The sequence below is a fragment of the Qipengyuania sp. JB2-7 genome, from assembly GCF_055693485.1.
The window spans coordinates 1,405,117-1,417,737 of sequence record NZ_CM146335.1 but is presented as its reverse complement, the minus strand read 5'-3'; the positions used below and the strand labels follow the sequence as shown (position 1 = coordinate 1,417,737).

The following is a 12,621-nucleotide window of genomic DNA, read 5'->3' as shown; positions in this document are numbered from 1 at the left end:
TATGGCCAACGCAGGACGCAACAAAATCGCTCTTATTGGCTCCGGCATGATCGGCGGCACACTTGCTCACCTCGCAGCGAAGAAAGAAATGGGCGACATCGTCCTGTTCGACATTGCCGAGGGCATGCCTCAGGGCAAGGCGCTGGACCTCAGCCAATGCGGCCCGATTGAGGGATTTGACGCAAAGATCACCGGGTCAAACGACTATGCGGACATTGCCGGATCCGACGTCGTAATCGTGACCGCTGGCGTGCCGCGCAAGCCGGGCATGAGCCGCGACGATTTGCTTGGCATCAACCTGAAAGTGATGAAGGCAGTCGGCGAAGGCATCAAGAATAACTGCCCCAACGCGTTCGTAATCTGCATAACCAACCCGCTCGATGCGATGGTCTGGGCGCTGCGCGAATTCTCCGGCCTGCCGCACAACAAGGTGGTGGGCATGGCGGGCGTGCTCGACAGCGCGCGCTTCGCAACATTCCTCGCGTGGGAATTCGACTGCTCAGTCAAGGACGTGAACGCGTTTGTACTCGGCGGCCATGGCGACACGATGGTTCCGGTCAAGAGCTACACCACGATCAACGGCATTCCTGTTGACGATTATGCCAAGATCAAGGGCGTGCCTGCAGAGCGTCTCGATGAAATCGTAGACCGCACTCGTAAGGGCGGCGGCGAGATTGTTGGCCTGCTCGGCAACGGCTCGGCCTATTATGCCCCCGCCACCAGCGCGATCAGCATGGCCGAAGCGTATCTCGGCGACCAGAAGCGCATCCTGCCATGTGCGAGCTTTGTTGAAGGCAAATACGGCCTCGACGGCCTTTATGTCGGCGTCCCAACCGTGATCGGCGCAGGCGGCACCGAGGAAGTGGTTGAGATTGAACTCAGCGACGAAGAGAAAGCCAACCTCAAGGTCAGCACGGACGCGGTAGAGGAACTGCTCGAAGCGTGTAAGGGTCTGGATAGCAGTCTTGCTTAAGGCTGTTTCTCAATCACTCTTGCTTTTCTCGGTTTTGGGATTGGCCACCGGTGCTTCGGCGAAAGACGAAGCGCCGAGTTCAAGTGACTTTACATCGTTGCTTGGCTCGTGTTGGTCAGCGCTCGAGAACGGTTTACCCAGAGCTGCTGCACTCCACGAACATGGTTGGAGCGAAGTTGAAGCAAGCTCATTCGATCGATCGATTGGATCCCAGCCTTTTGGCCACCCTGAAGTTTCGATCACGCTCCGAACGCTCGGCATGCAATGCACAGGCTCTGGAAAAGTGGAAAGTATCCAGTCCGCGCGCGATCTTATCTCTGCTATTAGCGCTTGGGCTTCCGAGAAGTTTGGTGATCAGCTCAAAATGTTTTCTGACAATGGACGCGTCGTATTCGTTCTAGAAGATGGTCGAGAAGCTCTGATCTCCGTACAAAATCCACGCCGAGGCCTGATACTCGTTATCGACACTCAAAAAACCGAATCATAGCCTCTCTTTTGGAGACCAATCCATGTCCATCCTTGTAAACAAAGACACCAAGGTCATCACCCAAGGGATGACCGGCAATACCGGCACTTTCCACACGCAGCAGGCGCTCGACTACGGGACGCAGATGGTGGCGGGTGTAACGCCGGGCAAAGGCGGCAGCGAGCATATCGGCCTGCCTCAATTCAACACTGTGCGTGAGGCGAAGGAAGCCACCGGCGCGACCGCATCGTGCATTTACGTGCCCCCGCCCTTCGCCGCCGACGCAATTTGCGAGGCGATTGATGCCGAGATCGAGCTGATCATCTGCATCACCGAGGGCATTCCCGTGCTCGACATGGTGCGCGCCAAGGCTGCTCTCACCGGCTCGAAATCGCGCCTCATCGGCCCAAACTGCCCCGGCGTTCTCACGCCTGAAGAGTGCAAGATCGGCATCATGCCGGGCTCGATCTTCAAGAAGGGCAGCGTAGGCGTTGTTAGCCGCTCCGGCACGCTCACATACGAAGCGGTGCATCAAACCACCATGGTTGGCCTCGGCCAAACAACAGCAGTCGGCATTGGCGGTGACCCGGTCAACGGCACCAACTTTATCGACGTGCTCGACCTCTTCCTTGACGATGATGAAACCAAGTCAATCATCATGATTGGCGAGATTGGCGGCAGCGCGGAGGAAGAAGCAGCTGAATTCCTCAAGCAAGAAGCCGCGAAAGGCCGCAAGAAGCCGACCGTCGGCTTTATCGCGGGCCGCACGGCACCTCCCGGTCGCCGGATGGGCCACGCAGGCGCAATCGTATCCGGCGGCAAAGGCGGCGCGGACGACAAGATCGCGGCGATGGAAGACGCGGGCATCCGCGTCTCCCCCAGCCCAAGCGAGCTTGGCACCACACTTGATGCGATGTTGAAAGAGCTCGCCTGACCCGCGAGCTCTTCCTTACCTCCCCTCCCCGGAGACGCCCAATGGGTAAAGACGACCACAGATTCATCCCGGAATTGACCGATCAGGAAGGCGCACAGCCCGGCCCGAGTTGGGGCAATCCGCGCTGGCTCGATCAGGTTGCTGAGGAACAGGCCGACCTGACGCAGGCGCTTGACCCCACGCAAATGCGGGTCGCGATTGAAAAGGCCGCGAAGAAAGCGGGCAAGCCACTTGATCAGGATGCGCTGCAGCACGCAGCTGACATCTCTAACAAGGCGATGACGCTGGTCCGGCTGTACCGGGTGCGAGGGCATCTCGCGGCTGATCTCGACCCGTTGGGCCTATCTTCAAAACGGGAAATGCCAGCCGACTTAACGTTGGAGTTTCACGGGTTGGCAGGCCTTGAGGCTGAAGAGGTTTATGTCAGCGACATCCTTGGCCTCGAATGGACCACGATTGGCGCGCTGCACAAACGGCTGCAAGAGGTCTATTGCGGCAATGTTGGCCTGGAATACATGCATATCGCCGATACCGAGGAACGGCGCTTTCTGCAGGACAAGTTCGAAAGCCCCGGTGATACGATCCACTTCACTCCGGAGGGCAAGAAAGCGATTCTGGCAGCGGTTGTTCGCGGCGAGCAATATGAGAACTATCTCGGCAAGAAATATGTCGGCACCAAGCGCTTTGGCCTAGATGGCGGCGAGAGCATGATCCCTGCGCTGGAAGCGGTGATCAAACATGGCGGCCAGATGGGCGTGCGCGAGATCATTTACGGCATGGCTCACCGTGGCCGACTGAACGTCCTCGCCAATGTGATGGGCAAGCCATACAAGGTGATCTTTCACGAATTTTCCGGTGGTAGCGCCAACCCAGAGGATGTGGGCGGCTCTGGCGATGTGAAATATCACCTCGGCACCAGTACGGACCGCGCGTTCGACGATATCGAAGTGCATATGTCGCTGGTCCCTAACCCCTCACACCTTGAGGCGGTTGACCCGGTTGTGCTGGGTAAAGTCCGCGCGCAACAGGCGATCCGCGACGATCTGGTCAAGCACGAACAAGTATTGCCTGTTCTGATTCACGGCGATGCGGCTTTCGCTGGTCAGGGAGTCGTCTGGGAAAGCCTCAGCCTTTCCGGCGTGCCCGGTTATAACACCGGTGGCTGCATCCATTTCATCATCAACAACCAGATTGGCTTCACCACCAGTCCAAAATTCGCGCGCAATTCGCCTTACCCGACCGATGTATCGAAGGGTGTGCAGGCGCCTATCCTGCACGTGAATGGCGATGATCCAGAGGCGGTGACGTTCGCTTGCAAGCTTGCGGTCGAATATCGCCAGACTTTTGGCCGCGACATCGTGATCGACATGTGGTGCTATCGCCGGTTTGGTCACAATGAGGGCGATGAGCCCAAGTTCACGCAACCGCTGATGTATGAGCGGATTGGCAAGCATCCCAAGGTCAGCGTCATTTATTCGGATCGCCTCACTCGTGAAGGCGTGATTGACGATGGGTATGTCGATGGTTTGCGTAATGAGTTTAGCGCGTTGCTCGATGAAGAGTTCGAGGCGGCGAAAAGCTATAAACCCAACGAAGCTGACTGGTTCGGTGGCCGCTGGGCAGGCCTGAACAAGCCGGTACCGACCCGGAAACCGCGCGACGCAATGTCGAAACTGCAATCCCGCAAAAACTGTTTGAAAGCCTTGGGCGCACGCTCACCACCGTGCCCGATGATCTAACGATCCACAAAACCCTGGGCCGCGTCATCAACGCCAAACAAAAGATGTTTGATAGCGGGGAAGGCTTTGATTGGGCCACTGCGGAGGCGCTCGCTTTCGGCAGCCTGGTAACCGAAGGCTATGGTGTGCGCCTGTCAGGGCAAGATTCCGGACGCGGCACATTCAGCCAGCGGCATGCCATCTGGGTCGACCAGAAAGACGAGAGCAAGTACATCCCGCTTGCCAACCTGCCGCATGGCAAGTTTGAGGTCTATGACAGCATCCTGTCAGAGTATGGCGTGCTGGGGTTTGAATATGGCTTTGCCATGGCCGACCCGAAAACACTGGTCATGTGGGAGGCGCAGTTTGGCGATTTTGCCAATGGCGCGCAGATCATGATTGATCAGTTCATCGCGAGCGGTGAGGCAAAATGGCTACGCGCGAATGGCCTCGTAATGCTGTTGCCGCACGGTTATGAGGGGCAAGGCCCAGAGCATAGTTCTGCACGGCTTGAACGCTTCCTTCAACTATGCGCGAATGATAATATTCAGGTCTGCAACATCTCGACCCCGGCCAATTACTTCCACGTATTGCGCCGCCAGATGCTGCGCCCGTTCCGCAAACCGCTGGTGATCATGACACCCAAGAGCCTGCTGCGTCACCCGCTGTGCAAAAGCGCGGCGGACGAGTTCATGGGCGAGTCTCAATTCAAGCGGATCAAGTCCGATCCCGACATGGAAACCAAAACTAAGGCAGACGCTAAGATCAAACGTCTGGTCCTGTGCTCAGGCAAGGTTTTCTACGACCTTTACGAGAAGCGCGAGGAGGAAGGGCTTGATGATGTATCAATTGTACGCATTGAGCAGCTGTACCCCTTCCCCGGTGATCCTTTGTCGATCCGCCTCAAACGCATGACCAATCTCGAAGAGGTTGTCTGGTGTCAGGAGGAGCCGAAGAACAATGGTTCTTGGTTCTTCGTGAATGAGCGGATCGAAACATCGCTTACCAATGCAGGGCATGAAGGCATGCGTCCGCTCTATGCCGGTCGTGAAGATGCAGCTTCACCCGCGACCGGTCTCGCATCTCGTCACCAGGCTCAGCAAGAGGCTCTCGTCTCCGTGGCGCTGGGTCTTTCAGAGCGTGGCAAAACCAATGCAAAGCGCGTTGCGCGCAAAACGAAATCGAAAGCCTGAGGAACAATAGGCATGGCTACTGAAATTACCGTTCCCACTCTGGGTGAATCCGTAACCGAAGCGACCGTAGGCGAATGGTTGAAACAGCCCGGCGACGCCGTCGCGGTCGATGAGCCCATCGCCAGTCTGGAGACAGACAAGGTTGCGGTTGAGGTGCCCTCACCCGTCGCTGGCGTCTTGCAATCGCATTCGGTCGAGGTCGGCGACACGGTCGAAGTCGGCGCGTTGATCGCGGTGGTTGAAGAAGGCGCTTCGGCATCAGCGAAGCCCGCTGATGCAGCACCGGCGCCCTCACCCACTCCCTCTCCTGCTCCTGCTGCAAGTGACGCTCCGGCTGACGCCTCGGTGACCATGTCGCCTGCCGTACGTCGCGCCGTGCTCGAACATGGTGTCGATCCCACGACAATCAAAGGCACGGGAAAGGATGGCCGCCTGACCAAGGAAGATGTGCTGGCCGCAGCGCGGAACAAACGCGATGATGGCGCCCCTGCACCTGCAGAACAGGCAACTGCGTCAGCGCCAACCGCGACCGGAGAACGCCGCGAAGAACGCGTCAAAATGACCCGCATGCGGCAGACAATTGCGAAGCGTTTGAAAGGTGCTCAGGAAGAAGCGGCGCTGCTGACAACCTTCAACGATGTCGACATGTCTGCGGTGATCGAGGCGCGGACAAAGTATAAAGACCTGTTCGCTAAGAAACACGACATCAAGCTCGGCTTTATGGGCTTCTTCGCGAAGGCTGCCTGCCTCGCGCTGAAAGATGTACCGTCGGTCAATGCCTATATTGAAGGCGAAGAGATCGTCTATCACGACTATGTCGATATTTCGGTAGCGGTCAGCGCGCCCAACGGCCTGGTCGTCCCGGTCATCCGCGATTGTCAGGCGAAAGGCTTCGCGCAGATCGAGAAAGACATCGCAGACTTTGGCAGCCGCGCCCGCGACGGCACACTGACCATGGAAGACATGAAGGGCGGCACCTTCACCATCTCCAATGGCGGGGTGTTCGGATCGCTCATGTCGACCCCGATCATCAACCCGCCGCAAAGCGCCGTCCTGGGCCTCCACCGGATTGAAGACCGCCCGGTTGCGGTAAATGGCGAAGTCGTGATCAAACCGATGATGTATATCGCGCTTAGCTATGACCACCGACTGATCGATGGTCGCGAGGCGGTTACGGCTCTGAAAATCATTAAGGAAGCGATCGAAGACCCGACCCGGATGCTGATTGATTTGTGAGGAAACGAGTGATGACACGTGAACTCATGGTCGCGCCAATAGCGCTCGCTCTACTTGGATGCGATTCCATATCGGACGGCTTTGACAACGGTTTTGCAGAAGAATTCGCGGCAACTTGCGAATCTGAAAGCACCAAATTGGGCGTTCCGGCCGAAGTGAGCACAGCCATGTGCGCCTGCGCGGCGGAACGTACCAAAGAGGAATTATCGATGAGCGAGAAAATGGGCAGCGACACGAGCAAGGTCGATGCCATCATGGACGCCTGTCTCGATGAGACTATCGGTGACGGCGAAATTGCAATTGAGCCCAATGAAGCGAGCTGATCAATGAGTGACCACTCTTACGACTACGATGTTCTGGTAATTGGTGCTGGCCCCGGCGGCTATGTCGCGGCCATTCGTGCTGCGCAGCTTGGCCTGAAAACCGCTTGTGTTGAATCCCGCGATACGCTGGGCGGTACGTGCCTCAATGTTGGCTGCATTCCGTCGAAGGCGATGCTGCATGCCAGCGAATATTTCGATGCAGCGGCCAATGGCGCGATGGAAAGCATGGGCATTGAGGTAAAGCCCAAGCTAAACCTCGGCAAGATGCATGGCCAACGGGTTGACGCGGTCGATGGGCTGACCAAGGGCGTCGAATTCCTGTTTAAAAAGAACAAGGTTACCTGGCTCAAAGGCATTGGCACTTTTCAGGACGCAAACACAGTCAAGGTCGGCAAGGATACCGTCACCGCAAAAGACATCGTGATCGCGACCGGCTCTTCTGTCACCCCACTGCCCGGCGTCGAAGTCGACAATGCCAAGGGCGTGGTGGTCGATTCCACAGGCGCGCTCGAACTGCCCAAGGTTCCAAAGAAAATGGTCGTCATTGGCGGCGGTGTGATCGGATTGGAACTGGGCTCTGTCTGGAACAGGCTTGGCGCGGAAGTACTCTGCGTCGAATTTCTTGATGAAATTCTGCCCGGCATGGACGGCGACATCCGCAAGGAATCGCGCAAGATCTTCAAGAAGCAGGGGATCGAGTTCAAGCTGTCGACGAAGGTTACCGGCGTGACCGTCAAAGGCAAGAAGGCTATTTTGACTCTGGAGCCGGCCGCAGGCGGCGATAGCGAGACGATGGAAGCAGACTGCGTGCTTGTCTCGATCGGGCGACGTCCGAATACCGATGGCCTGGGCCTCGATGCCATTGGCCTCGAAACCAATCAGCGCGGGCAAATTGAGACCGATCACGACTTCCGCACCAAAGTCAGCAATGTGTGGGCGATTGGTGACTGCATTCCCGGCCCGATGCTGGCCCACAAGGCCGAGGATGAGGGCATCGCCGTTGCTGAAAACATCGCTGGCGAAACCGGCATCGTGAACCATGCGGTAATCCCGAGCGTGGTCTACACCCTGCCTGAGATCGCGGGCGTAGGCCTTACGACAGAGCAAGCGATTGAGCAGGCAGGCGGTGACAAGAAGGCCATCAATGTCGGCAAGTTCCCGATGATGGCCAACAGCCGCGCGAAAACCAATCACGAACCCGATGGTTTTGTGAAAGTTATCTCCGATGCAGAAACTGACCGCGTGCTGGGAGTGTGGTGTATCGCCAGCGTTGCGGGCACGATGATCGCAGAGGCAGGTATCGCGATGGAATTTGGCGCGACGAGCGAAGACATTGCCTACACCTGCCACGCACACCCAACCCATGCCGAAGCGATGAAAGAGGCCGCGATGGCGGTGACCGGTAAACCGATCCATATGTGATTGCGTGGCGGAGCGAGCATGATCGACCAAGGTCGCGGATTTGCTCTGCTAAGCATAGCCATCCCAACCTTCGCTGGGCTTGCGTTTATGGCCGCCTTCGGCGCTCCGCGAAGCTATCTTCTGATCAACGCAGTCACGCTTGCAGTGGCAGCGGCGTGGATTTGGTTTGGGCGATGGTCGACTTCGTCTGTTTCACACAGCACTGTGTGGGTCGCTCCGATCATGCTGCTTGGCGTGCTAGCGCTACCTTTACTCACCGGTCCTCACATCAACGGAGTGAGCCGATGGTTGCCGCTCGGTCCGTTTCAACTGCACGCAGGAATGGTCGTCATCCCCGCATTGGTTAGCTTCGCGGCCACGCAGCGCGAAAACTCACCAATCCTTCTTATGCTGGCGGTTCTTATCGCTGTTCTTCAACCCGATGCCGCAGTGTGCTTCGCGATCTTCGGAGCAGCGGTGGGCCTTTACTTCGCGTGGCATGATTGGAAACCAGGTGTCGTCGCGGGCTCAGCGTTTCTTGCAGGAATCTACGCATCAATACGCGGTGAACTGCCTCCACAGCCCTTCGTCGAGCGGGTCATCGCGACCGCTTTCGAGCAGAACAGCTTCGTCGCACTCGCTCTTCTGTGTGCGTTGCTGGCGAGCTTTTTCCTGATGCTCTTTTCGCTCAATCGGCCACCTGCCATCCGCTATGCTCTGGCGGGTTCCATGGCTGGCTTTTCGATCACCGCAGTGTTGAGCAATTACCCAAGTATCTTCATCGGATATGGCGCTGCGCCGATTATCGGTTATGCACTTGCCCTTGGAATGAGAGAGGACACGGCAGACCGCGATGAGCTATCCAAAGCTGACAGATAAGCCCGGCGCGCTAGAGACAGCAGCAGCCATTCGCGCGGGCGACATTTCGCCACACGAGGCAGTGGAAGACGCGATCGCACGGGTGGAGAAACTTGACGCGCATGTCAACGCAATTGCCGTTTGCGATTTCGAGCGTGCGATCGAAACTGCCAAGGCTATGGATGGCACGACACCGCGCCCCGATCAGCCACTGTTTGGCGTGCCGATGACCATCAAAGAAAGCTTCGACATTGCGGGTCTGCCCACGTGCTGGGGTCATCAGGCGCATGCGAAAAACATCGCACAGAATGACGCCGCCGTAGTTCGGGCCCTTAAAGCCGCCGGGGTGGTGTTCATCGGCAAAAGCAATGTGCCGGTCGATCTGACCGACTGGCAAAGCTTCAACCCCGTTTACGGGCGAACTAACAATCCACACGACCATAATAGGAGCGCGGGTGGCTCTTCCGGTGGCTCGGCGGCTGCTGTGGCGAGCGGTATGGTCCCTTGTGAATTCGGCACCGACATTGGCGGATCAGTGCGCGTGCCTGCGCATTTCAACGGCGTTTGGGGTCACAAAACTACGTGGGGATTGGTTAGCAAAGAAGGCCACGTCCACCCGCTGATGGCGAGCAAAGGGGCGCATGATGGCGCGCTGTCGATTGCCGGACCGCTCGCACGCAATGGTGAGGATCTGGCTATTCTCACTGAACTGACTGCGACACATCCTTTGCGACGCTCCGGGAAAGTTTTGAAAGAGTGCCGTGTCCTGCTGCTGCTTGATCACCCAATTAGCGAAATTGACAACGGCATCCGAACTTTGACGGAAGATGCGAGAGCCAAGCTGGAAAAAGCCGGTGTTCAGGTCGACACGAAGGCCGCCACCCTTCCCGATCTTGCGGGTCAACACCGCGATTATATGCGCATGCTCGGCATTGCGATGGCACGCGGTGCACCCGGTCCTGATGGCCAACGCGCCACCGCAACCGATTGGTTTGACCTCCTAGACCAACAGGCCCGTAATGAAGCAGCCTGGGCTGTTCTTTTTGAGGAATACGATTTCGTGCTCGCTCCACCTGCGCCGATCACTGCGTTTGAACATCGTAACGAAGCGGTTTTTGAAGGCGATGTCACAATCAACGGAGCAAGTCATCGCACGGCCGATGGTCTCGCTTGGGCGGGCCTTGCAGCGTTCCCGAACCTGCCCGCAACGGTTCTGCCGATAGGCGAAGTGCCACGTGATGGAAGGGATAGCCTACCCTGCGGGATGCAGGTCATGGGCCCGAAATGGTCGGACCTCGATTGTATTGAAACCGCGACGGCCATCGGTGCAATCTTGCACGGCTAAGGCCAAACTATGAACGAAGTCATTTTAACCCCTTTGCTGGATGCGCTCGATTTCATCGGAATCGCAATCTTTGCACTGACTGGCGCGCTCGTGGCGGCGCGCGAGAAGCAGACATTTGTCACGATGGCGTTTTTTGCGCTGGTCACAGGTGTAGGCGGCGGCACAGTCCGCGATCTCTTGATCGACGCTCCGGTATTCTGGATGACGGACCCATGGGTAGCGGGGGCGTGTCTGGCCACGGCGTTGATCGCGTGGTTCACGCCAACCCGCTGGTGGGAGGGGCGCTTGCTCGACTTCGCCGATGGCTTGGGCCTTACGGCATATGCGGTGCTCGGCGCGGCGAAAGCGCTCAGCTATGGCGTGCCGCCCATTCCGGCCATTCTCATGGGGATAGTAACCGGCACTGTTGGCGGCATCATCCGCGACGTTATCGCTGGTCGTCCGTCGATCATTATGCGGCCAGAGCTTTACGTGACCGCTGCGGCGTTGTCCGCATCACTCGCCGTTGCGGGCGAACTGGCTCAACTGCCGCTCCCCCTTGTATGGATCGGCGCGACAAGTGCCGGGTTTGCTTTGCGAAGCGCGGCAATCAGATGGAAGCTATCGCTGCCCTCTTACAAAGACAGGGAAGCTGAAACTGCATCCGACTAACTAGATCGCTTCACTGATCCAGATCGCCGTCAATTGGCCCGCCCGGATAGGCAGGCTGCGGCCCAGTGGGGGTAGCGTCTGCGCCCTGCGTATCGACGTTCGCCCATGCAGACTGATAGCGCGCGTCGCTGTGTTGACGATCTTGAGCGGGCGCGTAACTCGCGCCGCGAACGCCGTAGTCGACGCCGTCAATGCGTCCGTCATTGCCAATCTGACAGGTAAACGGCTCGCCATTGTAAAGCGTGCCTGCGACCTGCCAGCCTGCACCCGTGCGATTGACAGAATCGACGTTCTCGACCCGCACATCGCGCTCAATCTCGCTCACACAAATCGACGCAGCGTTTTCGAGACCACCCCCAGCGTTGGAACGCCTATCACCACGACGATTGTCATAGCGGTAATCGCGATCCCGATAGCGAGTGTCGCGGTCGCGATAACGGCGGTTATTCTTGTTCGCCGCATTGGCGATTGCAGCGATCCCGCCGATAATAACAGCCCCGGCGATCACATCGCCCACACCAATCCGGTTGCGGTGACGGTATCCGCGATAGCCTCTATAGCCGCGATACCCGCGCCAGCGGTGGTGTTGCACGGTCTCGGTAGACAGAATCCCATGCTTGCGATGGTGCGTAAGTCGCTGGCGCCGCTTGGACTGGCAATTCTGCTGCCACCGCAGGTGTCGCCGTCATTGCCGCAGCTGCCAAAAGCGCGGGCAAGCTGGCCCATTTCGTAAAGTTTGTCATAATTTAGCCCCGTTAGCTCGCCCCACCATTGCGAACTGGATTGGTAATGTGTGCACGTTTAGGCGGCCCAGGCTGTCATCAGCCTGAACCGCCCATGGTGGTTAGCGTTTGTGATCAATCACTCAGCGTAAGCCGCGGATTTTACGGAAGTTGACTTGTGGCCGCGTGCCTGGCTGCACGAAGCAGGTGAACCTGCCGCGATCCGAATAGCCTCGGCCATAGCCGCGACCACCCTCAACCAAGATACGTCCTTTCACACGGAAACCATAGCCAGTCCGGTCAACGTCACGAATGTCAGTGACATCGGCGTAGCGGAACCCACCAAAGCGTTGTGCTTGACGCTCTGCGGCGCGGACGCAACGTTCAACCGCACGGCGTGGATTTCCTGCGCGATACCCGCGGCGGTCTTTGTAACGGGCCCCTCGGTAGTAATCGCCGCGATGGTTGTTGTAGCGCCCATCGCGATAATTATCTCGGTAGCGATCCTTCTTCCCAACGGTACGATGCTACGGCAGCGATCCCACCCAGGATTACAGCGCCCGCGACGATGTCCCCAGCATCAATACCGCGCTTGTCGCGATACTCACCTGCCATCGCAGGTGCTGCGGAAGTCATCGCCAGCGCTCCAGCGGTGGCGGTACCAACCAGTGCTTTGGTAATGGTCTTCATTGGTTCATCCTCTTGCTCGACCGGCGCAGGTTTGCTCCGGCTTCACAAGTGGATTAGCTGAACCGTTGTGTGATCACGCTGAATTGCCCTTGCAGCGAATGTTCAGAAAAG

12 protein-coding genes and 1 pseudogene are annotated in these 12,621 nt (G+C 57.8%); 10 read left to right on the top strand and 3 right to left on the bottom strand.

Annotation, left to right across the window (positions count from 1 at the left end; translation table 11 throughout):
• Nucleotide 1: 1 nt before the first annotated feature.
• The 10 genes and pseudogenes from mdh to ACZ1GM_RS07090 all read left to right on the top strand — a co-directional run bounded on the left by mdh (nt 2) and on the right by ACZ1GM_RS07090 (nt 11,098).
• The gene (gene mdh, locus ACZ1GM_RS07135; RefSeq protein WP_472678422.1) at nt 2-973 is read left to right on the top strand and encodes a malate dehydrogenase; all 972 of its coding nucleotides are present in this window, start codon (nt 2-4) and stop codon (nt 971-973) included.
• The gene (locus ACZ1GM_RS07130; protein ID WP_472678421.1) at nt 966-1,460 is read left to right on the top strand and encodes a hypothetical protein; all 495 of its coding nucleotides are present in this window, start codon (nt 966-968) and stop codon (nt 1,458-1,460) included. The genes mdh and ACZ1GM_RS07130 overlap by 8 nt, the downstream gene beginning before the upstream one ends.
• Before the next feature lie 22 nt (nt 1,461-1,482).
• Entirely contained in the window at nt 1,483-2,373 is an 891-nt protein-coding gene (gene sucD / locus ACZ1GM_RS07125; RefSeq protein WP_472678420.1) for a succinate--CoA ligase subunit alpha, read from the top strand.
• A 41-nt stretch (nt 2,374-2,414) separates the two neighbouring features.
• Nucleotides 2,415-5,284: pseudogene (locus ACZ1GM_RS07120) on the top strand (2-oxoglutarate dehydrogenase E1 component).
• Nucleotides 5,285-5,296: 12 nt separating this feature from the next.
• Nucleotides 5,297-6,520, top strand: coding sequence for a 2-oxoglutarate dehydrogenase complex dihydrolipoyllysine-residue succinyltransferase (gene odhB, locus ACZ1GM_RS07115; protein WP_472678419.1), 1,224 nt, complete (start codon nt 5,297-5,299; stop codon nt 6,518-6,520).
• A gap of 11 nt (nt 6,521-6,531) precedes the next feature.
• A complete protein-coding gene (locus ACZ1GM_RS07110) occupies nt 6,532-6,843 on the top strand; it encodes a hypothetical protein (protein WP_472678418.1) in 312 nt (103 codons plus the stop codon).
• 3 nt (nt 6,844-6,846) lie between these two features.
• Nucleotides 6,847-8,265, top strand: coding sequence for a dihydrolipoyl dehydrogenase (gene lpdA, locus ACZ1GM_RS07105; protein ID WP_472678417.1), 1,419 nt, complete (start codon nt 6,847-6,849; stop codon nt 8,263-8,265).
• 18 nt (nt 8,266-8,283) lie between these two features.
• Nucleotides 8,284-9,123 carry a hypothetical protein gene (locus tag ACZ1GM_RS07100; RefSeq protein WP_472678416.1) on the top strand — a complete coding sequence of 280 codons (840 nt, stop codon included), beginning with the start codon at nt 8,284-8,286 and terminating at the stop codon, nt 9,121-9,123.
• On the top strand, nt 9,098-10,447 hold the full coding sequence (locus ACZ1GM_RS07095) for an amidase family protein (protein ID WP_472678415.1): 1,350 nt from the start codon (nt 9,098-9,100) through the stop codon (nt 10,445-10,447). Before ACZ1GM_RS07100 ends, ACZ1GM_RS07095 begins: the two co-directional genes overlap by 26 nt.
• 9 nt (nt 10,448-10,456) lie before the next feature.
• On the top strand, nt 10,457-11,098 hold the full coding sequence (locus ACZ1GM_RS07090) for a trimeric intracellular cation channel family protein (RefSeq protein WP_472678414.1): 642 nt from the start codon (nt 10,457-10,459) through the stop codon (nt 11,096-11,098).
• 10 nt (nt 11,099-11,108) lie between these two features.
• Here the strand turns inward: ACZ1GM_RS07090 and ACZ1GM_RS07085 are convergent, their stop codons facing one another.
• The 3 genes from ACZ1GM_RS07085 to ACZ1GM_RS07075 all read right to left on the bottom strand — a co-directional run bounded on the left by ACZ1GM_RS07085 (nt 11,109) and on the right by ACZ1GM_RS07075 (nt 12,510).
• Nucleotides 11,109-11,690: a hypothetical protein gene (locus ACZ1GM_RS07085; RefSeq protein WP_472678413.1), complete on the bottom strand. Its 582-nt coding sequence runs from the start codon at nt 11,688-11,690 to the stop codon at nt 11,109-11,111.
• 404 nt (nt 11,691-12,094) lie between these two features.
• Nucleotides 12,095-12,301, bottom strand: coding sequence for a hypothetical protein (locus ACZ1GM_RS07080; protein WP_472678412.1), 207 nt, complete (start codon nt 12,299-12,301; stop codon nt 12,095-12,097).
• A gap of 8 nt (nt 12,302-12,309) precedes the next feature.
• Nucleotides 12,310-12,510 carry a hypothetical protein gene (locus ACZ1GM_RS07075; RefSeq protein ID WP_472678411.1) on the bottom strand — a complete coding sequence of 67 codons (201 nt, stop codon included), beginning with the start codon at nt 12,508-12,510 and terminating at the stop codon, nt 12,310-12,312.
• Nucleotides 12,511-12,621 lie beyond the last annotated feature (111 nt).